Raw genomic sequence first — 25,563 nt, forward strand, 5'->3', positions numbered from 1 at the left:
TTTCAGTTTAGAAAGTCAAACGTATGCCCACGGTCACATCGATCTGGGCATACCCTTTTAGATCTCTTTTTGACTGATTTAGCATACTGCTAAGCTCTGCCGTTCCAATGATCTCCGTTGATTCGTTTACTGCAGAACGCATTCCGGCCGCTGCCGACAGCAATTCTGTGCCAGCAAAAGTTCCGTTCGTGTTGCCCTCAGCATAAGTAATATCCTGATGGTTAAGATAATTAAGTGAAAAATTTAAATTAAGATCACCGGTTAATTCCGCAAAAATACTTGCACCAAACTCATCACCACCTTTTGAATCGTAATCAGTGGTGGTTCCGCTGGAATTGATCTCAACTTTTCCTTCCGCTTTCTTTTGGTAAGTCGTCAATGCGCCCAATTCCAAAGTGCCTACAGGAACAACAATCCCCAATGTTCCGATCAGAGCTCTTTGTCCTTCGGATGTTGAGGCGTCCACAGTGTTACCGCTGGATTCCAGTTTTAAAGGTCCTACCGGAAGTGAGAAGCCGCCATGGAAAAATAGAGTGGGTGTGCCCAGGCTATAATTTCCCTTATAGAGGAAGGTCACGTTCTCAAGTCCTTTTTCTTTAGTATCCTGATCAGGATTCCCGGATTTTTTCACCTTCGTGCCTTGCGCGAAGTAATTGGTAGAAACACCAATCGCATTGTTCTCGATGAAACCATAATAATAAGAAAGACCAAGGCCAAATCCGACACCGGCAACATCAGAGTCGTCTTCTCGAGAGGCCGAAAGTACCTGTAAACCGGCCTGCCCGATGAATTCGCTTTTGTCTGTCTCGGGGATAAGATTTTGTTGAGTGATTGTGACGGCGGAAGCTGTGGCAGATAACAATGTTGCAAATGCAAAGCTAAGAAGTTTCACTTGGGAATCCTTTCCGTAAGATTCCCCTAGTAAATCATTTGATGGGACTAAGAGGCAATTTTCTTTTCAGCGTGGTCCAAGATGGCCTGGGTTCTTAAGTACTCATTGTACCGCGGATTGCCCTCGTGATCTTCATACACTTCCGTCCACGAACGGCCCGCAGTATAAACCACGGTGGCATAAAGTTCTTTACTGCCAAATGAAAACAAATTTTCTTTACCAGTAGAGTCGACTCCGCAAAAGGTGTCGTAATCAGGGTACTTGGCGATGAAGTCCTGGGTGTGATCGTGATTTACGCCCTGTAATTTATCATCCACCACGAACTCATTGTCTGAAATTCTGGTGAAGTGAAAGATCGTAAAGGTTTGTGGAGTGAAATCCTCGAAGCGAATCTCGGATCTTACTTTGCCATAAAGTTCGAACACATTTTTTGCTTTTATGATTTGTCCCGTTTTCATGTAGGACTTATCGGTTCTCTGGACCACGGTCTAGAGTGAAATTTGAAAGATTCAGATTGTGTCGAAATTTTGGACGAAATGGAACTCAGATTTAAATAATAAAAAACCCGCTCGAGGGGCGAGCGGGTTTTTTGGGGATTCAATAATCTATTTAAAGACTAGTGATTCAATTGAGCGCAAGTAGAGTAGTTGTAACCTTGAGCTACGCACTCGTTGATTGCCGCGTTAGATTTGTAAGAACGTGGGCAAAGAGAAGCTGCGCGAGAGTAGTCATAACCAGTTTCAGCCATGATAGCGCTTACGTTACAAGTAGCAGTAGTGCTTTTTGTACAAAGAGCTTTTGCTTGATCCAAGAAGTAACCTTGTTGAAGTTTGCTAGTGATACAAGCGTTTGTAGAAGTTGCGAAAGCTGGAGCTGCTGCGAAGATAGAAAGAGCGATAACTAGTGATTTCATTTTATTCCCTTTCGAAGGAAGTTTTTTAAACGTTAATTTCGATGGACAAGGTTTCGTTTATTATCGCTTTTTAGTCAATACGGTGAAGTCACTATCCCTTCACCAGGGCTGTGAACGGGCTTTCACAAGGTTTGTGAAAGCCCTGTGAAACAAGGGCTTAAATGGCTGATTTTACTTTTGTGTCAGGGCCATTTGAATGTCTTCGAAAAGGTCCTTGGGTTCATCTTTCGGGGCAAATCTTTTTATTACATTGCCGTCCTTCCCAATAAGAAATTTTGTAAAGTTCCACTTGATCATCTCTGTTCCCAGGATTCCGGGCGCTGATGCTTTCATCCATTTGTATAGGGGAGCTGCCTCTCCGCCATTGACATCCACCTTGCCCATCACCGGAAACTGCACTCCATAATTAAGAGAACAGAATTGTTGGATGTCTTCATTGCTACCAGGCTCCTGCGAGCCGAACTGATTGCAGGGGAATCCTAGAACTACAAAGCCCTGATCTTTGAACTTTTCATACAACTCCTCCAGGCCTTTATACTGAGGGGTGAACCCGCATTTACTGGCGACATTGACCACCAAGACCACCTGGTCTTTGTATTTTTCCAAAGAGACGTCGCGGCCTGCGAAGTCTTTGACTGTGAAAGACGGAAGAGTTTGTTCCATTAGATTCTCCTGTTGCTGGATGGAAGTGGAGCCTTTTCAAACCTATTAGAGAACAGTTTTTGGTATGTTTCAATTTGAGATTTTCCAAGTGAATGGCGCTTCCATTTTCGTCAAGTTAAACCCTTGTGATGCCGATAGGTTATCTATGGGAATGCATATCTTTTTTCGTGCCTTTTTAATGATGTTGTTTATGGTTGCACAAGCTGTAGTGGCGGAGGCTGCATATACAAGATCTGACTGTAACGGAGATTGCAGCAGCGGATATTCCTGTAAATCCGTTGGATCAGGATATTATTCCTGCCAAGCCAACCCCGCTTCCAAAGCCAGTGGTTTATCTGCTTCTGTGTGTTCTGTTCAATTTCAAAAACTGATGACTCAATGTCAAAGTCAGATTTCGTCAACGGATTCAAACTGTGAAGAGAAAAATAATCAAGGTATGTCGGATGTGACCAGCATGGCGGGGCAGATTGCTTTGGCTTATGGTGCGCAATCTGCGGCCAGCATTCAGGCATCCTGTTCCAGTGCCGCAGCATTGACTGCGGCTGCGAACGGAGCGCTGGCAGCATATCGTTTAACTTGCTCAAGCGCGATTAAGGATTGTGTGTCCACTTGTGACTCGGCAATTTCATATCTGCAAACAACGCCGTCCTGTCAGACGGATCAAGCGTCCTTCTCTTCAATGATGGGGCAGGCGAGATCTACGCGGAATCAGTGTAACAACTATACTGCAAAAGTGAACGAGGCGCAGTCGGCGATGAATAACATTGCGCAAACTGCAGCCAATGCCACTCAGTGTGCATCCTTGACGTCGGCGGATGGTTCAACTCCATCGATCGAAATTTGTAAGGCCAACCCGACAATGCCGGGTTGTGCGAATGTTCTGATGGACTGTAGCAATCCTTCCATGGCTTCAAATAAAGTTTGTATCTGTTCGAAGAATTCAAGCGATCCAGCGTGCTTGGGGACGGCCAGCATTTCAGGCGGGGATTCACCTGGATTGGTTGGGACAGATCCGACAGGCCGCTTGAGCAACACCGCCGGGGGCGATGAATTTGGTGGCGATCTATTTGGAACTCCAGAAATCCAACAAGCGGAATTGCCATCAGGTGGTGGCGAGCAAGGCTTGGATGGTAAACAAGGCGGCGGTGTTGCCTTTGGAGGTTCTTCTGGTGGTGGAGCTGGCTCCGGTGCTGGCGGTGGTTCTGGTGATGGCGCCGCAGAGCCAAATGGTTCAGCTGTGAATGCGGGTTACTATGGTTCCGGTGGCGGCGGAGGTTTCGGTGGCGGTGGTTCTGGTGGTGACGGACGCGGTGGTGGATTGTTGAATTCTGCTGCTAATGCGCTGGCTGCCAAGGGTGGACCTGATCTTCGCCAATTCCTGCCGGGAGGTAAGCTCGGGCCTCAAGCGCGTGGTCTTGCTGGGGCAACGGGCCCAGACGGAATCACCGGACCCAACTCTGATATTTGGAAGAAAATCCAAAACAGATATCAGGTCATGCAGCCTTCTTTGCTTCCTTAAATAAGAGTGTGCAGGGCTTCCACAGTTTGTTTTCTGGTGGAGGCATCGATCACAACAGTCACGCTCATCGCACTCATTATAAGTTTATGCGCCTGAAGTTGGGCCTTATCCATTTTTTCCAAAACTTGCTGAGGAATTTCAGGAGATGTTGCGCCTGTGCAGGTCAGTGTCACTGTCGAGTAATCCTGAGGATGCAAAGTGAAGTTCTTTTGGCTTTGCAATTCACGTTTAACAGCTCCCATGATTTCCTGCGGTCCGGTCAGCAGGATTTCCGCATGATCTTTGTTAATTTCACAATGCAATAGCTGAGGGAAAGCGATTTGCTTTTCTTCGAATAAGTCTTGAAGTTGCTTTAAGGCCTTGGCCGTATTTTTTTCCTGGGATCTGATTTCCAGAACTGTTTCGTGGGAATTCAAGGAAAGGGCTTTGCAGGACTCGAACATATTCAATCCTTTTTTGACAAGTGTGCCGTCAGAAGTTTTATTTGAAGCAGGGCCGATGTACAAAGTGACATCGCGGACTTTTGCCAGTTCCACCGAGCGATAATGCAGAACTTTGGCACCCCAGAAAGTCATTTCCATCAATTGATCATAATTCAGTTCCTGCAAGGGTTTTGCAGTCTTGACGATGTTTGGATCTGCGGAAAAAACCGCCGGAACGTCTTTTAGAATTTCACAGCGTTCAGCATTGAAGGCAGCCGCCATTGCAACCGCGGAAGTATCAGAACCACCGCGACCTAACGTGGTGATTTCCTTGGTTGTCGGAGAGACGCCCTGAAAGCCAGCAAGAATTACGACCTTTTCGGATTTAAGCGCCTCTTCAACACGGAAAGCTTTAACGTCTTTGATGAAAGCATTGACGTGGGAGTCATCCGTAAAAATACCGGCCTGGCTGCCGGTAAAGCTGATGGCTTTGCAGCCCTGATCGTTCAGTGCCATTGAAACCAAGGACATACTGATACGTTCGCCGACAGTTAGAAGCATATCCATTTCTCGACGCTGAGGATGTGCAGAAACCTGACTGGCTAAATCAATAAGCGAGTTCGTGGTTTTTCCCATGGCGCTGACCACGACAATCAGGGAATTGTCTTTGGCCTGTTTTGCCACGCGCGCAGATACTGCTTTGATCTTTTCCGGATCAGCAAGTGTAGCTCCGCCGTATTTTTGCACGATAAGGGGTTTCATAGCTGCAACCTCAACAGTTGATTCTAATAAACGAATTGAGAGCGGTTTGCAAAGCTGGATGTCATAGTCGAAGCCCCTTTCGGAACACGAATGGCATGCTTGGCAACCTGTCGAGGAATGTATCCTAGATACAGCTCAGCATTCAAATCTTTTAGTGATTTTCTTGTGACACCCAGGTGATCTGCAAGTGTATTGAGTTCGGTGCCGCCAGGAACAAAGACTGTTTCGTACTCAAGGGGATCCATTTTTTCCAAATCACGGAAGCCATAAAGGTTCGGTGCTTTCGAAATTAACATCGCTGCAAGGATCTTCGGAACATACTCCTGAGTTTCAACAGGAAGTGCGGAAAGTTTAATGAGCGTCCAGTAATCCTTGGTTCCATACTTCTTGATCTGACGACGAAGTCCGTTTTCGCCCATGTTGTAGCTTGCTGCCACCAGGTACCATGATCCGAACTCTTCATAGAGGTCTTTCATGTACTTGATCGCGGCCGTGGTACTTTTGTGCAAATCACGACGCTCATCAAGCCACCAGTTTTTATTAAGTCCGTAACGTACACCCGTGGGTTCAATGAATTGCCACGGTCCGACGGCAGCAGCGGTACTGACAGCGTTCGGGGAAAAGCCACTTTCGATCATCACCATATAGGCAAGGTCTGTTGGCATGTTGGCTTTTTTTAGTTCAGCCTGAATGAAAGGCATGAACTTGTAAGATCTTTGCAACCACTCGCGAAACCACTTGTTACCTTTGACCTGATAGTAGGAAACCCATTTGCTGACTTGCTTGTTATAGGTTACCGGCAAATCAAAGATCAGATTGTCTGATTGAACGTGGGTCGAGCGTGCCGTAAGAGTTTTTAGTTTCTCTTTCAGAGTCAGCGCGTTGGGTTGCGCTGCAATTGGATTTGCCGGCGCCGCGGGAGTTGCCGCTTTGGGATTGGGATTTGCGAATGCAGTGGCAGACGCATGAACTATGATAAAAGCAGCGAGCAACGTTCTTCTCATAGAATCTATTATGAAGTCGATTCTTTGACACTGTCGACAAAGAACTGCCAGTGATGTGACACCATCGACGAAGGTCCCTGAGTCGGTCAAATCGCAAAAAACTTGAGTCCATAAATTTTCACCACGACAGAAGTCCAGTAGGGAGAAGTTTTCCCAGACCAAGATCGGTCCTGTCAAAAGCTGGCATATACCTTGCTGCTCAACAGAGTGAGGGAGATCTAATGAGTGTAAAAGGCGTCTATACTGCACTGAGTGGAGCGATGGCTCAAAGTACAAAGCTGGATACGATCGCCAATAATCTGGCGAACGTGAACACGCCTGCGTTCAAGCGGGATCAGCAGCTTTTCCAGGAATACCTGACTGCCAATGAAAAGCCTCCTGAAGTCATTCAGATCCCCCGTGATGTGGCTTCCATTGAAAGCTTTTATAATATGCAAGGTGGCGACAAAAGTTATGTCGACACAAAAGGGACGTTTACAGACTTCTCTCAAGGTGGCTTAAAACCCACAGGTAACACATTTGACGTGGCTATTGATGGCAAAGGTTTCTTTGAAGTCGCCACTCCAGGTGGTGTGAAGCTGACTCGTGCCGGAAACTTTTCTTTGGATGGCAATGGTCAGTTGGTTACTAAGGATGGACATCCCGTATTAAGAGCAGATGCTGCCGGTGGTGCAGATCCTGCGTCGCGTGTATTTCGCTTTGAGCCCAACGGTGGGGCTGTGAATATTGCTGACAACGGTGATGTATTTCAAGGTGCCAATAATCTGGGGAAGCTTTCATTGGTGAATGTGACCAATCCGGATTCTTTGCAAAAAATGGGAAGTTCCCTATACGGCTTTAAACCCAATATGAATGCGGAAGTGACTAATATTGCAAATCCAAGTGTTCGTCAGGGGTTTGTTGAGGCTTCCAACGTCAACGTGGTTCAGGAAATGACGGATATGATTCAGACCAATCGTGTGTTTGAAAGCACGCAAAAAGCGATCTCGGTCTATGACCAGATGGCCGAGAAAATGGTCAATGTTGTGGGTAAGGTTTCGCCTTAGCGAAACCTAGAAAATAGAAATTAGAAATTAGAAGTTTAAGAATTGAAGTTTGAGGGGGAATTAGATGATTAAGAGTTTGAATACAGCGGCTACGGGGATGGCGGCACAACAGACCAATATGGATGTTATTGCCAATAATATTGCCAACTCCTCGACGACGGGTTTTAAGAAGTCACGTGCTGAATTCGAAGATCTAATGTATCAAACTCAAAAAGAGCCGGGTGCGGCTACGGGCATGAATGCGGTTTCACCAAACGGTGTGCAAACTGGTTTGGGTGTTCGCACGGCAGCTATCCAAAAAGATTTTGATTACGGTTCTGCTCAGGTCACTAAGAATCCATTCGACATTCAGGTTGAAGGCGCAGGATTTTTCCGTGTGATGACTCCGGATGGAGATGTGGCTTACACGCGAGATGGTTCTTTCAAAAAAGATCCGACAGGTCGCTTGGTCGACAAGAATGGCAACACTTTGCAGCCCGAGATCACAATTCCAGCGAACTCTTCAGGGGTGGAAATCACTCCGAATGGTGAAGTGCGCTCTGTTTCAGGAAATGAGCCACCTCAGGTGGTGGGCAATATCGATTTAACAAACTTCGTAAATCCAGCGGGTCTGAAAGCTATGGGTAAAAATCTGTTCATTCAGTCTCCGGCAAGTGGTCAGCCTGTGACCTCGCGCCCGGGTTTGAATGGGACGGGATATCTGGCGCAAGGACAGCTTGAATCCAGTAACGTCAATATCGTGGACGAGATGGTGAACATGATCACCGCTCAGCGTGCCTACGAAACTAACTCCAAAGTGATTCAAGCTTCAGATCAGATGCTTCAATCCATTAACAACTTGAGATAATAACTGATGAAGTTATTTGCTGTTCTACTTTTACTGAGCGGATCTCAATCCTTCGCAAGGCCTGAGGTCTCTATTCCGGCAACTGTCGAGGTTTCCCAGCGTCCTTTGTTGCGATTGGGGGATGTAGCGGTTGTGAAGGGTGCGAGTCCGTCTTTGATGAATAGACTTGATGCCATTGTCATTCGCGAAGATGCCCGTGAGCTTTTGATTTCTCAAAAACTTGAATCCAAAGAGGTTTTGAAGATATTAAAAGCCGAGATGGAGAGCGATGAAGAGATTCGCGCTGCGAAGCCATCTTTTAGAATTCCAAGTCAGGTGAAGGTGGAGTTCGCAAAAACTCCAATGTCCCGTGAAGAAGTTCAGCGTAAGATCACCAATCATTTGGCGGCACGCTGTAATGAATGTGAATACAATATAGTTATACAGTCGACTCCGACTCCTGTGAGCCGGACTTGGGATTTGGATTTGTCGCAGCTTGGCGCCAAAGGTGGATTCCTATTGCCGGTCCGCGACGGGGACTCACGTCAAATTAAATGGGTTTCGGGCACAATTCGTGTTTCGAAATTAACCCCTGTAACCAGAAGATTGATCTCACAAGGTGAGAGGGTCACGGCCCAGGATCTTCAAATGCAAATGGTGGATGTCACCTTTGCCAAAGACAGCGGTCTTAGAATTGAAGATGCCAACGGCCAGATGGCCGCTCGCGCACTTCCCGTCGGAACTCCAGTATGGGCTTCCGATCTTCAACGTGAACCGGCAGCTAAGAGGGGACAGATTGTAAAAGCCATCATTGGCGACGACAGTTTTGAGATCTCTGCCAATGTCCAAGCAGAGGACACTGGTTTCGTCGGTGATGCTATTAAAGTTAAAAATCTGGACACTCAAAAAGTTCTGTCTGCGGTTATCATTGAAAAAGGCGTGGTGAAGTTACAATGATGAATAACGGTAAAACCCCATTTATTAAATTTACTGCTGTGGTAGCGATTTTTACAGCGATGATCCTGGCGACAGGTTGTGCGACTGTGAATGACTTTGTCAGCTCTTTGAAAGGTGACAAGGAAGAAGTTCAGCCTCTTGAGCAAATCAGTAAGGCTCCGCGCTATTCTGATTCCACGAACCTGCGTGTGCCGACAGACCGTCAGTACAAACGCATGACCAAGAATCGTATGGAAGATGAATCCGAACTTCAATCAAATGCAGGTTCTGCGTGGGTGATGGAAGGACAGGGCGCTTATCTTTTTGCACAAAATAAAATGCGTCGTGAAGGCGATATGGTGAATGTGAAGTTGGATGGCTCTGCGCAAAAGCAGGTCGAAACCAAAGTCAGCGTTATCAAAGATCTTCTAAAACAATTGGAAGAGCAGGAAAAAGGTACACAAGCCCCATTGGGTAATGGCCTGGCTGCAAATGCTGATGGTGGCAGAACACCGGCTGCGGCAGTGCCGGCGACGCCTGCGCCTGCAGCGGATAAAGAGAAAGACGCGTTGGCGGATGTTCAGAATATCCCATCCAAGATTGTTGAAAAACTTGCGGATGGAAATTACCGCGTGAAAGGCCAACAGCCCTTCATGATCGGCAAACGTGAATACAAAGTGATCCTGACTGGATTGTTGCGTCCCGAGGACTTCAATGACGAGGGCATCACTTCGGCAAAACTACTTGATCCTCAGTATGATGTCGTAAGCATCAGAAGGAACACCACAAATGAATAAGCTATTTAAAACTCTTTCATTAGGAATGCTGTTGTTGCTGGTTTCAGCAGAAGTGGCACAGGCAGCTCGTTTGAAAGACATCGCCTCCATTCGCGGAGTGCGCGAAAACCAATTGATTGGTTACGGTATCGTTGTGGGCCTTAAGGGCACAGGTGACGGTAAAAATGAATTCATGAGCAAATCCATGGTGCGCATGTTTGATAAGCTTGGAGTGAAACTTGAGAACCAGGATTTCACCAGCAAAAACGTGGCAGCGGTGATTATCACGGCAACTATGCCGGCATTTGGTAAGTCCGGCAATCCGATTGATATCACGGTGAGTGCGATTGGCGATGCCTCGTCACTGGCTGGTGGGACACTGTTGCAGTCTCCATTGCGTGCTGCCAATGACGAAGTCTATGCGGTTGCACAGGGCTCCATCATCATCGGTGGTGATCCCAAGGATGCGCATCTGACTTCAGGCAGAATTCCGAATGGCGCAATCATCGAGCGCGATATGACCGCGGACTTTGCGACTCGCAAGATGTATCGTCTGACATTGATTAATCCGGATTTTACAACTGCAGCGCGCTCAGTGCTGACCATCAACAAAGAGCTGGGTGGTCACTATGCCTCAGCAAAGGATGGCGGTACGATTGATATTATCACGCCATTTGCCTATGAAAATCGCGGTGTCGAATTGCTGGCGACGATTGAGTCCATCGACATCAATCCGGATATGAAAGCACGTGTTGTGGTGAATGAAAAAACCGGCACGATTGTTATTGGTGACAAGGTCAAGATCTCAAAAGTTGCTATCTCTCATGGTTCACTGGCGGTGAAAGTGAGCGATGGCAAAAAAGGAACTGTCGATGAAAAGGTGGCAGTTCTTGAATCAGGTGTCAGCGTTGGAGAGTTAGTGCAGGCTTTGAACAAGATGGGCGTCACGCCTAAAGACCTGATAACTATACTTCAGTCCATCAAAGCAGCAGGGGCTTTGCATGGAGAACTCGACGTACTATGAAATTTTTGTTTCATAATGACGCACCTTTTAATAAACTTAATTTATATGTCTTGAACACATGGAAGTGTTTAAGGCGCGGGGAGGGTGAGGAAGAGATCGCGAACCATGGATGGTCAAGAGTCAAAGTTTTCTCGCAGGAAACAGAAGCAAACGATCAGCAAAGTCACGGAGTGACTGAATTGAGCCGAAGCTACACTCTAAAGAGTCAAGTGCAGGATGCACATGATTCTCCGACTCAACTCCCCTTTTTTTCTTCCTCTTTTTTGTTCGACATTTCTACAGGTAACGACGACGGATTGACGAAGGTGGGCTCCCAGCGGAGCTTTTCTCTTCGGACAGTCCTCGCTCATGACGGTTCAATTCACTTAGTATGATGAGTGGTTCGATGTTTTCTTTTCTTTCTTCTTTTTCCACATTGCTGCGGAACTTGATAAAAGCTCCGCTGGGAGCCCACCTTCGTCAATCCTCGTGTTCGGAGAAATCCGACAGAATTGAGGTGCCAGTGGCTTCGGGTAATTATCTTCTTCCTTTTGTTCCGGTTAAGTATGTTGCTGGCTTCGCATTGGTTTTGGTTGCCTCGATTGCTTCGCAATCTTGGGCGGAGATGGTGGAAGTGCCTTCTCGGGTCATGGGGCGGCCTAAGCAGAAGCCGGCTGATGAGAAGCTTCGGGATGTTTCTAAGATGTATGAGAAGCATTTCTTGGGTGAGATGATGAAGGCTATGCGATCCACTGTTCATGAGAGTGGGTTTATTCAGGTTAATCAGGCTGAGAAGATTTTTCGGGAGCAGCTTGATGGTGAGTATGTTGATAAGTGGAGTGAGAAGGGTGGCATTGGTCTTTCTAATTTGATTTATGATCAGTTGGTGGATCGTTATGGTGCGCAACTTGGAATTAAGAAAAATCAGTTGAAGCCTATGGGGCCTTTGGCTCTGAATGAAAAAAGTAATTTTACTGCTCATCAATTTCGTCATCCTGGTCGCAGTGCAGATTCTATGTCGTATCGCATTTCGCGCACAGCGCCTCCAGTTGCTGGGGCACAAGCTGTTCAGGCTGATGAAAATCAAGTGAAAGCCCCTTGGGGCGGGACTTTGCGGGCTGTGCGTAACTTGGTGGATAACCAAACTATGGTGGAAATCGAGCACGACAATGGTCTAAAAAGTCAGGTCGTTTTTAAAGGACAAATGTCTCAAATTGAGACAGGTAAAAAGGTGCAAGCTGGCGAGACCCTTGGCATTTTGAGCTCAGACGCGAAAAGCTTGTATTGGACCGTAGAGCCAGACCATTCGACAGGACCACAAACTGTCTCAGAATGATTTGGTAGAAATGTCTCGTTATGGTACTATGTTAAGAATAGAAAGAGTGTTTTATAACACTCACGGACTCTGAAAAATCAGAGTAAGAAAGAGGAGCTGTCGATGAAAATTACGCACAATAAAGTAGGTCAAAATTTGAACCTTACTGATGCTGGTAAATCCGACAAAGCTGCAGGCGTAGCAGGAAATGCTGCAAGCAAAATTAACAATGCAAAAGCTGATGCATTGACTGAAGCACAAGCACAAAATGAATCCACGAAAGTGGAATTGTCTCCTCGTGCACAAGAAGCGAAACGCATCAAGGAGCTGGCAATGAACACTCCGGATGTTGATGAAGCAAAAGTTGCGAAGTTCCGCGATATGATCGACAAAGGAACTTACAAAGTTGATGCGAAATCAATCGCAGACCGCATGGTTGATGAACACCTGAAATTCTAATTTAGATACTCACAGTGTTGGGGAGTGACACGATAACACACTCCCACCCTCAGCCAAGGATGACTGATGGGAATGTCCGCCGAAGCCTTTGGGCAGGAGGAGAGTTACAATGGACGTAGCCGTAGCAGAGAGAGCGTTTCAGAAGCTCGAAGCCAATCTTGAAGAACTCACTAAAATTTATCGCACACTTCTTGATCTTGTCCGAAAGGAAAAAGAGATCCTGATCCGTGCGGACCGTGAAGCGTTGGATGAAAACAACGCGATCAAGGAAGAATTGCTTTACAAATTGAGAGCACAGGATTCTTTGCGTTCCCGTTATGCCATGGACCTTGCAGGTATCGTGGGCGGTGACGTGGAAAATCCACGTTTGCTGGAATTGGCTCAGAAAATGGCTTTCAACCCAGTAGCGGCAGATCGCTTGCGCACGCAGCACGCGGCATTGGACATGTTGATCAAACGTATCACTGAGATCAATAAATCCAACGAAGAGCACGCGCAAACAGCTCTGAGCACCTTGAACGGCGCTTTGGATAATATTAAAGAAACTTTGTCCGGTAAAAAAACCTACGAAAAAAAGGGCGGCTACAAATCCGGCCCGCAGGTTTCCGGAAACTTCGTCAGCAAAGAAGCTTAACGAAGAAGGTGTTCACTCTGCCTGAGATTTGAGTGAGAAACGAACCAACCCCACGGATTGCCAGGATGGCGGTCTTTAGGAGACAGAATGTCGAAGATTTCGGCAATGATGGACACGGGTAAGCGATCGCTGATGAATTCTCAGACAGCGTTGCAAACTGTCGGTCATAACATCGCCAATAAATCCACGGAAGGTTTCTCTCGTCAAAGAGTGGAACTTCTTTCGAACGTCCCTATTGGTGAGGGTGGTTTGCAAATCGGTATGGGTGCCCGTGCCGGTGTCGTGACTCGTGTTAATAATCCCTGGTTAGAAAAACAAATTCAAAAAGAAGGCATGAGCATGGGGTATGAAGACTCCCGCGCGGATGCTCTTTCCCGTGTTGAGCAGGTTTATAACGAACAGAACAACAAGGGTTTGAATCAATACGTAACAGATTTTTTCAATGGTTTCCGTGAACTTTCCAATAATCCAGAGTCTTTGGCATCCCGTACAATGGTGCGCGAAGCGGCTGTGGGTATGACCAAGGACTTTTCGCGCGTGACTTCGCAATTGCGTGGTGTTCAGGAAGATCTGGATGCACAAATCAAAACGACTGTCGGCGAGATCAATGAGATCACAAAAGAGATCGCTGATCTAAATGAAAAAATTCAAACGGTGGAAGTGTCCAAGATTCCGGCCAATGACGAACGCGATCGTCGCGATCTTTTGCTAAAAAAGTTGGGTGATAAAATCGATATCACCTGGGCGGAAGGTAAAGACGGCATGGTATCCGTGACTTCGGGTCGTACAGCGATCCTGGTTTCTGGTACCTCCTCTTCGGAGCTAAGAGCCCGTCAGACAGACACTCGTGATCGCATGGAAGTCTTCTATCACGGAACTAGTACTCCGGCGAACGTGACAGAGCAGATCTCTGGCGGTCGTATCGGTGGTGCCTTGAATGTTCGTGACCAGGTGATCGAGGAACTTATCGAACACGTGGATAAGTTGGCCTACACCTTAACAACTGAAGTAAATAAAGCGCATATTGAGGGGTTTGACCGTCACGGTAAATCCGGCGTGCTGTTCTTTGAACAACCAAATGGTGTCAAAGGTGCGGCGACGAATATGGCGTTGAATAAAACAATTTTTAATGACGTATCAAAAATCGCGGCGGCCTCCCGTCCGGATGCTGCGGGTGATAATACGATCGCAAACGTGATTTCTTCATTGCAGTACAAGCAGGTGATGGATGGTAACACGGCGACGATGGACGACTATTACAACACGCAAGTGGGGCAAGTCGGAGCCATGGTTCAGCGGGCTATCAAATCGCAGGAATCACAAAAAAACGTTATTAATCAGTTAACGAATATCAGGGAATCCATCAGCGGTGTTTCTTTGGATGAAGAGACCACCAAGATGATTGAATTCCAAAAAACCTACGATGCATCTGCGCGTTTGATCAAAACAGCGGATGAGATGTTTGATACAGTACTTAGCTTGAAAAGGTTATAATAGATGAGAATCGCGGATAAAATGGCTTTCAATCAGGTGAACAAGAATCTGGGCAAGAATCGCTCAGATATGTCTGATTTGCAGAACCAGGCCGCTACTCAAAAGCGCATCAACAAACCTTCTGATGATCCTTTGGCGTCGGCGCGTGTACTTGCCGCTCGCACAGAAGAACATGGAAACTCCCAGTTCGTTAAAAATATCAATAACGCGAAATCCTTCCTGGAATTTTCGGATCAATCCTTGGGTGAGTTGTCCGATATCCTGGTTCGCGCCAAAGAACTTGCAGTCAGTCAGTCGAATGATGCCAGCGGTAATGCTGAAACACGCATGGTGACGGCTTCCGAGATCGAGCAGATTTACAATCAGGCTGTTCAAATCGGTAATCGTAAATTGGGCGAGCGCTTTGTCTTTGCTGGATATAAAACTCAAACAACTCCTTTTGATCACGCCGGAAACTATTACGGTGATGATGGGGATATGAAAGTTCAAACCCACAAGGACTCTTTCGTTGCCATGAATATTGCGGGCAGCAAGGTGTTCACGGGTCGTGGTTTGGATGGGGATGGGGTGGTTCGACCTCGTTACGAGACCCCAACCACTGTTGAAGACGTCAAAGAGTTCCAGAAGGAAGAAATTGAGCGCATTGAGAAGAATAAAGACATGGAGCGCAATTTCCTGATGACTCGCGGTCCCGCAAGTGAGTTCTCAGCCAGCAATAAGCATAAACAGGACCCGGTAACGGGGTCTCAAGGGGTGAACATTTTTAACATCCTTAGAGGCCTGGAAACCAGTCTTAGAGCCAATGACAAGGCGGGTGTACAGGAGTCCCTGGATTTGATGGATCAGGCGATTTCCCAAGTAGTTTTGGCCCGTTCCGAGGTTGGGTCCAGAGTTATGTCAGTAAATAACACGGTCGATTCCCTGCAAAAGGCGATCGTTGATAATAAAACGACAGCTTCGCAATTGGAAGATGCGGATGCTTTCCAGGTCATTTCCGATATCAATAAAACCGATAGCACCCTTAAGGCGACTCTCGAAACGTCGGGTAAGCTTATTCAACCAAGCCTCCTTGACTTTCTAAGATAAAAATAATACCTACAGTTCCGCTAAATTTTACCGATAACGACTGCAGCAAAAGGAGTTGTCATGCTGGTTCTCACACGGAAGTTGGGTGAAAGCATCGCTATCGATGATCATATCAAGATCAGAGTAGTACAAATCAAAGGGAAACAAGTCCGTTTAGGAATTGAAGCCCCTAAAGATACTAAGATTCACCGCGAAGAAGTATACGCCGCGATCCAAGATCAAAACGTGCAGAGTGCTGACGTTTCGGCTGATAAGACCCGTTCTGTCGCTAAGCTATTGAAGCCTTAACAGCCTCTTGGGGGATGTGCCGCTAAGTAGGCACTTCCTGCGTTGCTGCGTCGTCGCTGTACAGGTAGTACAGCTTCCTCCTTGCGCCTTGTAATTGCCTACTTATCGACCCATCTGTTTTGCGTTTTTTTGGCTGCCGCTTTCAGCGGGTCGCCTTTGTTGCGCGTCAAACTTACTGAATTGTATTGAGTCTCCCTGGATTTAGGTCCAGATTTATAGGAGTACTTACCCTAATTATATCCTGGCGTGTCTAAGATATGGGTAAGTCCGCTTGTTTAGAGGGGGAATTGAATGATCATTTCAACATCGAGATTCGGCCAAGTTGAGCTGAAACAAGAAGATGTTCTGACTTTTCCAGAAGGCCTTTTGGGTTTCGCGGATCTAAGAAAGTTCGTTCTTCTCGATGATCCTAGTGATGAGATCTTCGCATGGTTGCAAAGCTGTGAATCGGCGCAAATTGCTTTCCCTGTTCTTGAGCCTGAATTGTTTGCTCCAGCTTATAAAGCAAACCTTACTAAAGGTGACATGGAAGCGATCAAATTGACGGCAAACGACAAGCCTCGTTTCTTCTCTATCGTGACGATCCCTGATGATCCAACACAAATGACAGCTAACTTGAAAGCTCCAGTGGTAATCAATGTTACTGAAAGAATCGCACGTCAGTGCGTACTTCAAGATAACAACCTGGCGATCCGCGAGCCGATCTTCACGAAGTTGCAGCAACGTGTTGTGCAAAATCCTGCAGTGGCGATCAAGAATCAATCCACTGGTATTGATGTTGCGACAAAACTTACTGTTATCAGAGACGCTGAACTTTAAGATTTCTTCAAAAGTATTACATGGAACAGGCTTCAATCGAACAGATTGAGGCCTTTTTTATTACTGCGCGAAAAGCCTTTTCTCCTCGAGGAAGCGTGTTATCCTTATGTTCCCTCAGGAGGAATTTACCAGATGAAGTTTTGGGGTTCTTTGTTACTGCTTATTTGCAGTCTCATTCTTTCGGTGACGTTGCCAGCGATGGCGTCTCCGGTGCCTCATATTTCTTTGTTCTGGGAAGTGCAGAATTGGGAATCCGCTTTGGGAGTCGTCAGTGCAGCCACTGGCAATGACAAGTTCGAAAAAGGCAGCCGCGAAATTTTCAAATCTCAAAAAATTGATCTGACCCAGCCCTTTGCGAAATTGGAATTCGATGGCAATAAGATCCGCATGAGCGGACTTAACGAGCCCCTTATCATGGGTGAAACCGCTGCCGAGTTTTTATATCAGACAGTCAGCTTTACTTATAATCCCAAGAAAAGTGTGCGCACGAATTTCGAAAACATGCGCAAAGCCTGGAAGCAATTTCCTGAGTTGAATTTCCCGGTGAATCTTTCCACGCGCAAGCTTGCGAGCACCGAAGCCCCTGTTTATGCCACGCTATTCACTCTGATTGGGGCGTCAGCGACTTTGGGTGATGCGGGGATACCAGTAGGTGGGTACTTTGGTTTCAAGTGGTATAAGAACTCCTCAGATCCGATTCTGCTTGAATGCTCCACTGGAGAAATCGCGCAAGTTAAGGGCAAGGATCGTCTCGTGATTGATACCTTGCCAACAGGGCAACAGGTATTCTTCAGCGAATCCGGCGGGCAAAAAGGAATTCAAGGGGAGCTTGAAAAGATCACTTTGCGTGGCAAGGAAAGTTTCGCCATCACCAACGGCAACGAAGCGGTGAATGATCTGCGAATTGCCGATGCTGTAGAGCTAAATAAAAAACTCATGGCGATGAAAACCATGTGTGCAAATCCCACGGAAGTTGAAAGTTTCAATCTTTCCTCCCGCCGAATCCAGGAAGCCATCAACTCCGGCAAAGTAAAACTGGCGTTGGATCACAGGGCCTCTCCCTCAGTGAAAGACCCTGATTCCGTCAGCGGCGTCCGCTAGCGCGCCCCCGAAAAGGTCCGGCGTACCTATTGGGCACATGCCCAACAGTACAATCGGTCTGATGTTCTCTTCGAACGTGATTTATTAATAGATGACGTTCGAAGAAAAGACCAAGCCGATACCATCGTAAGGCGATGTGTCCTCGCGCTTGGGTTTGTTTTTCTGATAATAGATGCCCACGGCACTTAAGTTTTGACGATGCTGAACCGTAACGCCTGCAGTGTATAAATAAGCATCCGAGTGTCCTTGATCTGAATAAGACACACCCGCCAGGGGCTTCATGTTTTTAAATGAACTGCCCCTCCAGCCAACACCGAAATCTTTTAGTTCGTTTGTCGTGCGGGTGATTCCCTGCGCATCTTTTTCTTCGTAAAAACTGCTGTAGTTAATATCCAAAAGAAATTCCTGATTGAAGGCCCTTAGAAGTTGTCCCACGGAAAGCTTTAATGAAGGTGTGGTGCTGGGATTATAGATCACCAGGGTTTCGGTCACATTTAGCGGAGCGTTCGAATTCGTCTGTGTCTTATAAGACAGCCCTTCCGCAAATATGTTCGGCAGAAGAAGCGAAACCGTCCCGCCAAGATAGTATCCGTCAGTCACTTCCCAAAGAATGCCAGGGGTGATGATGGGCTGCAGATTCTTAAGTCTCTCGTGGTCGTATTCCGTCGTCGCGGTTACGCTGTCATTCACATAGCGGTAGGCATTTACTTCCTGAAGAGTGTAACTTCCGCCTGCGGAAATACCCCAGCCCAGTTTCTCATTGATGGGATGAGCGTAAGCAGCTCCGGCATTAATGACACTGGAGCTGATCGATAGGCGCGTGTGATCGATGGTTCCTGCTGATCCCATTTGGCTTTGCAGGATTTTTACGGCAATCGGATTCGAGACATAAACAGAGGCATAGCCCTTATTGATGGGCATGATCATATTCGCAATAGTCGGACGAATATTACTTTGCTCGTCGTCAGCATCAAGTCCATCCAGTTCAAAACGCATTTGTTCTAGTGCGTTCCCACTGACCGTGACACTAAGTCCATCTGTTGTCATGAAAGACAGCCCTGCGGGATTGAATAACGAATTGCCAGATGATGCCGGCAAGGCCACACCGACATTCGCCATCAACGCCTCTTCATGACCAATCGGAAACGGAAATGCACAAACAGTTATAGGCGCAAGCAAAAGAAGAAGTGCGAGCACGGTATTTTCATATTTCATCGTGTTCCCCTCCTTCTGGACACCTGACAAAGCACTTTACCTCACGCGCCTCCTCACCTAGGATTATTTTATGAAAAGCTTTATTACCATTTTGTTTCAACTTTTGATCAGTGCGAGTGTATTTGCGTCCAACTTTCCAGCGACGATGGGTGAACTATACTGCATCAAGCAGGGGCACAAAGAAGAGGCTTGTCTGAATGTCTCAATGGAAAACGCCTACTGCCTAAATAAGCATAGTGCCCTGGAGTGCCGTGAACTTAAAGGCCCTGAACTTTGCCGGCGCACGACTCGGTCCGTGGATCAGTGTGCTTCAAAAAACAAAATTACCGGTTTTTGTTATCTTGCTGGTTATACCGATAGTGAATGCGAAGGTGTTACCGCAGCCAAACTTATTTGTAAAAGCCTGGGGCGAACTTTTGAAGAGTGCAAAGATATAACTGATGCAGAAGTGATGTGTCTTCGCTTCGGCATGACGCTGAGTGATTGTTCTGGCGTCACTCCAGATCAGGTTCTCTGCTTGGAAAAACGTAAAGACCTGTCTTTCTGTAGAGGCTCTGGGAAATGACGGAAGTAGAAATTCAAAAAATCAAAACAGTCCTTAAGAATCAGCTTAAGAAAAATAAGATGACCTATGAGGCTCTTGCGGAAGAGCTGGATGTCTCTGTGCCGACTATTAAGCGCTGGTTGGGGGATGCGGAGTTGGGGCTTAGTGAGCTCTTGCGCATTTGTTCAGTTTTGAATTTGAATCTGGCTGAAATCCAGGCCTTAGTGGACCAGGAGAAAAAGAATAACTCGCATGAACTGACCCTTGAACAGCAGGCTTTCTTTGCCAAAAATATGAATTACTTGGGCTACTATTCGCAAATTATCGACGGCAGAACACCCGAGGAAATTGCCAAGAAGTTCGGTCTTACCAAACTTTCCACAGACAAATACTTAGTGAAGTTGGAAAAAATCGGCGTCATTAAAGTTACTGGAAAGCAGAAAGTAAAATCCGCTTTTCCTGTAGCGCCCAGTTTTGGTACTGGTGCTCTTTCTCAAGCGGTCTATAGTCAAATAATACGCGGCCTAGGGAAGTTCTTTGAAACGGCGCTGAGTGATTTTATGCGCAAATTGAAAACAAGCAGCCCCGAAGAGCTCGGCAAAACCTTACCCGCTAACCTTACTTATCAAAGATTGCGTCTGACTCGCGAAAGCTACACAAAGTGGTCCAAAGACTATTATCAAGGTATCCGCCAGCTGGAAACAATCTCAAAGATTGAAGAAAAAGCCTATGATGAGAAAGATCTCGTGACCGTGGTGATGAGTGACTCCCACTGTGCCGTACCTCACGATTACTTTGCGTTGGAAAATCTGGATACTCTTTTTGGTAAAATCGTAAATATCTAAATAAACAAACTTGATACTGAAACCCACGACAAGGTATCAGAACATGAGACCTTAAAAAGCCCCCTTTCCTATTTTAGACTGCCTTGGTATCACCTTCTGGTACTGAATAATCAGGGAGAAGAAAGGTATGAAGAATATGTTCTGGGGGATTTTAATCGTTGTTATCGGGTTGTGCTTTTTAGCGGATTCTATTTTTGGAATTAACATTCCAGTGTTCCGCATTCTGTGCGGGGTTCTTTTAGTCTATTTAGGTTTACAGGTGATTCTGGGCTCGTTCGGCGCACAGTACAAGCTCAACGCAGAAAAGCGTAAAACCGATCACGAGGCGATCTTTTCTGAAAGTACATTCCAGTATCCCAATGCCTCGCTGGCCAAGGAATACATCACGCTATTTGGCAATTCGAAGTTGGATTTGCGCTCAGTAGAAAAAGTTGAAGATGTTAATCTAGAGTCTGTCACGGTTTTCGGTAATACCGAAATCATCGTGAAAAAGGGGACACCTTTGCGTATTCAGGCAACCACTGCCTTCGGTAAGTCTGAATTGCCGGGCAAAAACAATCTTGCCCTTGGCGAGTACCTGTACACGACACCAGGATTAAAAGAAGGTGATGTGGCCATGACGTTTAAGACCACATCCGTGTTCGGCGCAGTCAAAGTCACTGAAGCCGATTAAGTTGTTTCCAATTGGGGCAAAGACTTTTCAGTTTTTGCGCCCAGGCGTTTTAGGTCTTCCACTTGATCCATCAAGTTGCCGCGGCCGTCGGAAAGTTTCTTGGTCACTTCCTCGTGGGCTTTCTGTGCGGCACCCAGTTTTTCACCCAGGTTTTGGATGTCTTTTAAAAGGTTCGCGAACTTTTCGTAAAGAAGTCCGCCGCGTTTCGCGATTTCGAGAGCATTCTTTTCCTGGCGATCCTGCTTCCAAAGAGCTGTAACGGTTCTTAGAGTCGCAAGCAATGTCGTAGGACTTACGATGGCGATGTTGCGCTCCCAAGCGTATTGGAAAATGTCTGGTTTAAGTTTAAAGGCCAGCGCAAACGCAGGTTCCAATGGCATGAACAGAATCACGAAGTCCGGAGAAATCAATTTATCAGCAGCGTGGTATTTCTTTTCAGACAAGCCATCGATGTGTTTTTTCAGGGAATCGATATGGAATTTACCGAAACGTTCTTGGTCTTCGATAGTTTCTGATGAAGAGTACTGTTCGTAAGCCACCAAAGTCATTTTTGAATCGACGATCAAATGTTTGCTGTCAGGAAGATTCACGATCACGTCAGGGCGAAGAATCTGCCCATCATCACCGCGCAAATCCATGTCTGTTCCTTGAATGGTGTATTCCTCACCCTTGCGTAGACCCGAACGCTCCAGGATATTTTCCAGGATCAACTCGCCCCAGTTACCTTGAGTTTTGGTTTCGCCTTTAAGGGCCTTGGTCAGGTTCTGAGTTTCTGTGGACATCACTTTGTTCAGTTCCATCAGCTTCGTCAGTTCGCCGCGCAAAACGCCGCGCTCGGATCTTTCAGTGGAATAGGATTCTTCCACTTTCTTTTCAAAGTCTTTGATACGCTCTTTTAAGGGCTCCAGAACAGAGGAAATGTTTTTGTGATTCTGGTCAGCGAACTTTGCGGACTTTTCCTCAAAGATCTTTTGCGCCATGTTTTCGAATTGAGTGTTCATGCGGGTCGCAAGTTCTTCCTGCTGTTTGCGAGCCTCACTCATGAGAGACTTGGTTTCAGAGAGGTTCTGCGTCAGAAGTTCGTTTTTCATCTGCAAAGATTGAAGGTCCGCCTGCATCTGGGCTTTTTCGGTCATCGCCTGAGCTTTAGATTTAAAGTAAACCACAACACCTGATATTAAAGTACCAATCAAAGCACCTGCAACAAAAGCAATCACGGTTCCTAAGTTCATCTAAGTTCCCCCTCAAGTATCTAAGACCGTTTTTGCCATAGAGAAGTCCTTTTGGTCACACGAAAAACGGTGTATGATGCGCCCATGAGTCAATTTAAGAGTGTTATTTTAGCTTTCCGTCCGAAAACCCTGACTGCGGCCCTGGTTCCGTGCCTGGCTGCCACCGCTTTGGTGAAAGCCATCGGACTTTCCTGGGACGGCGCTGTTTTGTTTTACGCCCTGGCAGCGTCTTTCCTAATTCAAATTGGTACCAATCTTGTGAATGATGCCGTGGATTTCAAAAAGGGTGCTGATACTAAAGAACGCATCGGTCCCCAACGAATCACGCAGGCCGGAATTCTTTCCGCCAATCAGGTTATGCTTCTGGGTTCGCTTTGTTTTGCTTTGGCCGTTGCCTGTGGGATTCCCTTGGTGATGAAGGGCGGAGTGGCGATCGTGATTATTGGAATCGCTTCGGTTTTGATGGGTTACTCTTACACAGCGGGTCCGTTCCCTTTGGCATATCTTGGACTGGGCGATTTGTTTGTGATTTTGTTTTTCGGATTACTGGCGGTTATGGGAATGGTGTTCCTGAATACCGGTGACTGGATGATTGAAGCTTTCGTTTTGGGGCTGCAGATCGGGTTCCACGCGACGACTTTGATTGCGATTAATAATCTTCGCGACCGCGAAGGGGATCGTCTGGTAAACAAAAAAACCATGGCTGTCCGTTTTGGAGTCAAATTTTCGCGTTATGAAATCGCGGCTATGGCCTTTTTGCCTTTCGTATTGAATTTGTACTGGTGGTTTGAGGGTTATAAAATCGCGGCCATCGTTTCCATGTTCGCTTTGCCACTGGCTGTGAAACTCACAAAAAATGTTTTTCAAACTGAGCCCGGTCCTGCTTATAATAAGTTTTTGGGGCAAGCTGCGGGCTTGCACCTGATATTTGGACTTTTAATCACCCTAGGATTTGCGCTTTGATTAAACTGAGTTACCACGAATACAACTTGAAGCCTTATACAAATCTAAATGCCGTTAGTGCGGGCCTTCCGCGAAACGGGGCTTTGATAAAAGTAGAATGGCCTCATGGTATGGTTGGTTACGGTGATTTGCATCCTTGGCCCGAGCTGGGTGATATGACTTTGGAAGATCAGCTCGCAGCTGTAAAAAAGGGAAAAATCACTCCACAGATGGAGCAGACTATCTGGCTTGCACGCAAAGATGCAGATCTTCGCAAAAAAGGTAAAACGATTCTTACGACTGGCGAAAAGGTTCGAAACAACTATCTGGTTTCAAACTTTGCCGAGATCGTTCCAGGATTTTTGGATGAATTAAAACGCGCAAGTTTTTCAACCATCAAATTGAAAATGGGCCGCGACCTGGCTGCAGAAGCAAATGCCGTTACACGCATCGCGGCTGCCGGTTTTAAAATCCGCCTGGATTTCAACAGTGCCTGCTCTTGGCAGTCTTTCGAAAGATTCTTTAGCGGCCTTTCGCCACAGGAAAAAGTTTGGATCGAATACGTCGAAGATCCATTTCCGTTTGAACCCGATACATGGGCCGATGCTAAAAAACTTGTTAAAATTGCTTTGGATTCTTCCTACGAAAAAGTGGATTGGGATAAAATGACCAAGGCACCTTTTGACGTGCTTGTGATCAAACCAGCAAAAATGGATGTCGATAAAGCTATCGAGCGCTGCAAGAAGTTCAATCTTAAAGCCACCGTCACCAGCTACATGGATCACCCTGTGGGGGCCTTGGGTGCCTTGGCCGTAGCGATGGAGTGCAAAGAGCTTTATCCGAATATCATGTTGGATGCGGGCTGCATGACTTATCGTTCGTATCAGATGGATCAGTTTTCTGCCGCACTTAATACAACAGGTCCATACTTCTCCAGCATCAAGGGTTCTGGAGTTGGCTTTGACCTGTTGTTGAAAGAGTTGCCATGGCAGAAACTCAACTAGGCTTGGATTTATCCTCTGACGAAAATTTGATTCTTCTAAATCCTCGTTGGCCCAAGGAAGACTATCAGAAATTGAAAACCTTGGCGGAAACAGTGCAATCTGAACGCGGCTTAAAAGGTCATGTTTGGATTGCTACGTCGGGTTCGACAGCCGAATCAGCAAGCGCAACCAAACTTGTCGCATTATCAAAGAAAGCCTTTGTCGCTTCGGCTACTGCCGTAAATCTACATCTGAAAGCAACTTCCCAGGATGTGTGGACACAGGTTCTGCCGCATTTTCATGTGGGCGGCTTCGGTATTGAAGTCCGTGCACAGTTAAGTGGCGCCCGTGTTGTTCCAGCTTTAAAAGATTTTAAATGGGACGTGGATTATTTCTATGAGGTATTAGTTCGTGAAAAATGCACGCTATCCGCCTTGGTACCCACGCAGGTCTTTGACTTGGTTGAAAAGGGTTATAAATCTCCGGCATCATTGCGTGCAATTGTTGTAGGTGGGGGATCTTTGGATCCTGCGCTTTATGATAAAGCCCGAGCCTTGGGTTGGCCTCTGCTTCCAAGTTACGGAATGACCGAAACCGCTTCGCAAATTGCCACAGCGTCATTGGATTCTTTGAAATCTACCGAGTATCCAGAAATTGAATTGTTATCCCATGCGGATGCCCGCACCGATGAAAATGGATTCCTGGAAGTGACAGCGCAGTCCTTGTTTGCCTGTTATGCGCAAAACACTTCCGACGGGATTAAGCACTGGGACCCTAAACACGGATCGTGGTTTACCACAGAAGATCGTGGTGAGGTTGTCGGACGTACCTTGAAAGTTTCAGGTCGCAGCAAGGATTATATCAAAATCGGTGGCGAGGGTACGAATGTCGCAAGACTTCGGGCCTTGTTAGAGCAGGCCGTATCGGACTTAAATCCTCAGTGGGTGATGCAAGTGACCCTAGTGGATATGCCTTCTGATAGACTGGGATCGGAAATTCATCTGATCAGCACTTTGTCAGACGACGCCAACCGAAAGATTGCCGAATCGTATAGTGCAAAAGTTTTGCCGTTTGAAAAAATAAGAAAGAGCCACACTGTTACGCACATACCGCGCAGTGAGTTAGGCAAGATTCTGTGGCAGCAGCTAAAGAATTTATTGTAGGAGTAAGC

The 25,563-nt window shown here is 46.6% G+C and carries 28 protein-coding genes; 20 read left to right on the plus strand and 8 right to left on the minus strand.

What is annotated here, in order from left to right; genetic code table 11:
• Positions 1-7: 7 nt before the first annotated feature.
• The 4 genes from ACLVWU_RS02210 to ACLVWU_RS02225 all read right to left on the minus strand — a co-directional run bounded on the left by ACLVWU_RS02210 (position 8) and on the right by ACLVWU_RS02225 (position 2,468).
• On the minus strand, positions 8-892 hold the full coding sequence (locus ACLVWU_RS02210) for a hypothetical protein (protein WP_413576890.1): 885 nt from the start codon (positions 890-892) through the stop codon (positions 8-10).
• 47 nt (positions 893-939) lie between these two features.
• Positions 940-1,350 carry a hypothetical protein gene (locus ACLVWU_RS02215; protein ID WP_413576893.1) on the minus strand — a complete coding sequence of 137 codons (411 nt, stop codon included), beginning with the start codon at positions 1,348-1,350 and terminating at the stop codon, positions 940-942.
• Between the two features lie 158 nt (positions 1,351-1,508).
• Positions 1,509-1,805: a hypothetical protein gene (locus ACLVWU_RS02220; RefSeq protein WP_413576894.1), complete on the minus strand. Its 297-nt coding sequence runs from the start codon at positions 1,803-1,805 to the stop codon at positions 1,509-1,511.
• A 171-nt stretch (positions 1,806-1,976) separates the two neighbouring features.
• Positions 1,977-2,468 carry a glutathione peroxidase gene (locus tag ACLVWU_RS02225; RefSeq protein ID WP_413576896.1) on the minus strand — a complete coding sequence of 164 codons (492 nt, stop codon included), beginning with the start codon at positions 2,466-2,468 and terminating at the stop codon, positions 1,977-1,979.
• A 190-nt stretch (positions 2,469-2,658) separates the two neighbouring features.
• Here ACLVWU_RS02225 and ACLVWU_RS02230 point away from each other — a divergent pair, with 190 nt between their 5' ends.
• On the plus strand, positions 2,659-3,987 hold the full coding sequence (locus ACLVWU_RS02230; protein ID WP_413576897.1) for a hypothetical protein: 1,329 nt from the start codon (positions 2,659-2,661) through the stop codon (positions 3,985-3,987).
• Here ACLVWU_RS02230 and ACLVWU_RS02235 read toward each other — a convergent pair.
• Both ACLVWU_RS02235 and ACLVWU_RS02240 read right to left on the minus strand, forming a co-directional pair.
• Positions 3,984-5,171: an aspartate kinase gene (locus tag ACLVWU_RS02235; protein WP_413576898.1), complete on the minus strand. Its 1,188-nt coding sequence runs from the start codon at positions 5,169-5,171 to the stop codon at positions 3,984-3,986. The genes ACLVWU_RS02230 and ACLVWU_RS02235 overlap by 4 nt on opposite strands.
• Positions 5,172-5,194: 23 nt before the next feature.
• The gene (locus ACLVWU_RS02240; protein ID WP_413576900.1) at positions 5,195-6,175 is read right to left on the minus strand and encodes a lytic transglycosylase domain-containing protein; all 981 of its coding nucleotides are present in this window, start codon (positions 6,173-6,175) and stop codon (positions 5,195-5,197) included.
• Between the two features lie 221 nt (positions 6,176-6,396).
• Between ACLVWU_RS02240 and flgF the strand changes: the two genes are divergently transcribed.
• The 13 genes from flgF to ACLVWU_RS02305 all read left to right on the plus strand — a co-directional run bounded on the left by flgF (position 6,397) and on the right by ACLVWU_RS02305 (position 17,958).
• Entirely contained in the window at positions 6,397-7,221 is an 825-nt protein-coding gene (flgF, locus tag ACLVWU_RS02245; RefSeq protein ID WP_413576902.1) for a flagellar basal-body rod protein FlgF, read from the plus strand.
• A gap of 64 nt (positions 7,222-7,285) precedes the next feature.
• Positions 7,286-8,068 (plus strand): flagellar basal-body rod protein FlgG, encoded by a 783-nt coding sequence (flgG, locus tag ACLVWU_RS02250; protein ID WP_413576904.1) that lies wholly within the window; start codon positions 7,286-7,288, stop codon positions 8,066-8,068.
• A gap of 6 nt (positions 8,069-8,074) precedes the next feature.
• A complete protein-coding gene (gene flgA, locus ACLVWU_RS02255; protein WP_413576905.1) occupies positions 8,075-9,004 on the plus strand; it encodes a flagellar basal body P-ring formation chaperone FlgA in 930 nt (309 codons plus the stop codon).
• Entirely contained in the window at positions 9,001-9,780 is a 780-nt protein-coding gene (locus ACLVWU_RS02260) for a flagellar basal body L-ring protein FlgH (protein WP_413576907.1), read from the plus strand. Before flgA ends, ACLVWU_RS02260 begins: the two co-directional genes overlap by 4 nt.
• On the plus strand, positions 9,773-10,783 hold the full coding sequence (locus ACLVWU_RS02265) for a flagellar basal body P-ring protein FlgI (protein ID WP_413576908.1): 1,011 nt from the start codon (positions 9,773-9,775) through the stop codon (positions 10,781-10,783). Before ACLVWU_RS02260 ends, ACLVWU_RS02265 begins: the two co-directional genes overlap by 8 nt.
• Positions 10,784-11,168: 385 nt before the next feature.
• Complete coding sequence (locus tag ACLVWU_RS02270) at positions 11,169-12,098, plus strand: rod-binding protein (protein ID WP_413576909.1); 930 nt, start codon at positions 11,169-11,171, stop codon at positions 12,096-12,098.
• A gap of 102 nt (positions 12,099-12,200) precedes the next feature.
• On the plus strand, positions 12,201-12,536 hold the full coding sequence (gene flgM / locus ACLVWU_RS02275; RefSeq protein WP_340598619.1) for a flagellar biosynthesis anti-sigma factor FlgM: 336 nt from the start codon (positions 12,201-12,203) through the stop codon (positions 12,534-12,536).
• A gap of 109 nt (positions 12,537-12,645) precedes the next feature.
• A complete protein-coding gene (locus ACLVWU_RS02280; RefSeq protein ID WP_413576910.1) occupies positions 12,646-13,170 on the plus strand; it encodes a flagellar protein FlgN in 525 nt (174 codons plus the stop codon).
• An 87-nt stretch (positions 13,171-13,257) separates the two neighbouring features.
• On the plus strand, positions 13,258-14,664 hold the full coding sequence (flgK, locus tag ACLVWU_RS02285) for a flagellar hook-associated protein FlgK (protein WP_413576912.1): 1,407 nt from the start codon (positions 13,258-13,260) through the stop codon (positions 14,662-14,664).
• Between the two features lie 3 nt (positions 14,665-14,667).
• Positions 14,668-15,750, plus strand: a complete 1,083-nt coding sequence (gene flgL, locus ACLVWU_RS02290) for a flagellar hook-associated protein FlgL (RefSeq protein WP_413576913.1) — start codon at positions 14,668-14,670, stop codon at positions 15,748-15,750.
• A gap of 60 nt (positions 15,751-15,810) precedes the next feature.
• Complete coding sequence (gene csrA, locus ACLVWU_RS02295; protein ID WP_340598623.1) at positions 15,811-16,038, plus strand: carbon storage regulator CsrA; 228 nt, start codon at positions 15,811-15,813, stop codon at positions 16,036-16,038.
• 291 nt (positions 16,039-16,329) lie between these two features.
• Positions 16,330-16,857 (plus strand): flagellar assembly protein FliW, encoded by a 528-nt coding sequence (gene fliW / locus ACLVWU_RS02300; RefSeq protein ID WP_413576914.1) that lies wholly within the window; start codon positions 16,330-16,332, stop codon positions 16,855-16,857.
• Positions 16,858-16,989: 132 nt separating this feature from the next.
• A complete protein-coding gene (locus ACLVWU_RS02305; RefSeq protein ID WP_413576915.1) occupies positions 16,990-17,958 on the plus strand; it encodes a hypothetical protein in 969 nt (322 codons plus the stop codon).
• Positions 17,959-18,042: 84 nt separating this feature from the next.
• Here the strand turns inward: ACLVWU_RS02305 and ACLVWU_RS02310 are convergent, their stop codons facing one another.
• Positions 18,043-19,173, minus strand: a complete 1,131-nt coding sequence (locus tag ACLVWU_RS02310) for a hypothetical protein (protein WP_413576916.1) — start codon at positions 19,171-19,173, stop codon at positions 18,043-18,045.
• 70 nt (positions 19,174-19,243) lie between these two features.
• Here ACLVWU_RS02310 and ACLVWU_RS02315 point away from each other — a divergent pair, with 70 nt between their 5' ends.
• The 3 genes from ACLVWU_RS02315 (at position 19,244) to ACLVWU_RS02325 (ending at position 21,235) form a co-directional block, all read left to right on the plus strand.
• Entirely contained in the window at positions 19,244-19,738 is a 495-nt protein-coding gene (locus tag ACLVWU_RS02315) for a hypothetical protein (protein WP_413576918.1), read from the plus strand.
• A complete protein-coding gene (locus ACLVWU_RS02320; RefSeq protein WP_413576919.1) occupies positions 19,735-20,562 on the plus strand; it encodes a helix-turn-helix domain-containing protein in 828 nt (275 codons plus the stop codon). The genes ACLVWU_RS02315 and ACLVWU_RS02320 overlap by 4 nt, the downstream gene beginning before the upstream one ends.
• A gap of 127 nt (positions 20,563-20,689) precedes the next feature.
• On the plus strand, positions 20,690-21,235 hold the full coding sequence (locus ACLVWU_RS02325) for a hypothetical protein (protein ID WP_413576921.1): 546 nt from the start codon (positions 20,690-20,692) through the stop codon (positions 21,233-21,235).
• Here ACLVWU_RS02325 and ACLVWU_RS02330 read toward each other — a convergent pair.
• On the minus strand, positions 21,232-22,467 hold the full coding sequence (locus ACLVWU_RS02330; RefSeq protein WP_413576923.1) for a DNA recombination protein RmuC: 1,236 nt from the start codon (positions 22,465-22,467) through the stop codon (positions 21,232-21,234). The genes ACLVWU_RS02325 and ACLVWU_RS02330 overlap by 4 nt on opposite strands.
• A gap of 84 nt (positions 22,468-22,551) precedes the next feature.
• Between ACLVWU_RS02330 and menA the strand changes: the two genes are divergently transcribed.
• Genes menA through ACLVWU_RS02345 form a run of 3 tightly spaced genes read left to right on the plus strand, consistent with a single transcriptional unit; the run spans position 22,552 to position 25,555 of the window.
• A complete protein-coding gene (menA, locus tag ACLVWU_RS02335) occupies positions 22,552-23,430 on the plus strand; it encodes a 1,4-dihydroxy-2-naphthoate octaprenyltransferase (protein ID WP_413576924.1) in 879 nt (292 codons plus the stop codon).
• Positions 23,427-24,413 (plus strand): o-succinylbenzoate synthase MenC, encoded by a 987-nt coding sequence (gene menC / locus ACLVWU_RS02340; RefSeq protein ID WP_413576925.1) that lies wholly within the window; start codon positions 23,427-23,429, stop codon positions 24,411-24,413. The genes menA and menC overlap by 4 nt, the downstream gene beginning before the upstream one ends.
• Positions 24,395-25,555, plus strand: a complete 1,161-nt coding sequence (locus ACLVWU_RS02345; RefSeq protein WP_413576927.1) for an AMP-binding protein — start codon at positions 24,395-24,397, stop codon at positions 25,553-25,555. Before menC ends, ACLVWU_RS02345 begins: the two co-directional genes overlap by 19 nt.
• Positions 25,556-25,563: the final 8 nt, after the last annotated feature.

Source organism: Bdellovibrio sp. HCB290 (assembly GCF_047305925.1).
Classification (GTDB): Bacteria; Bdellovibrionota; Bdellovibrionia; order Bdellovibrionales; family Bdellovibrionaceae; genus Bdellovibrio.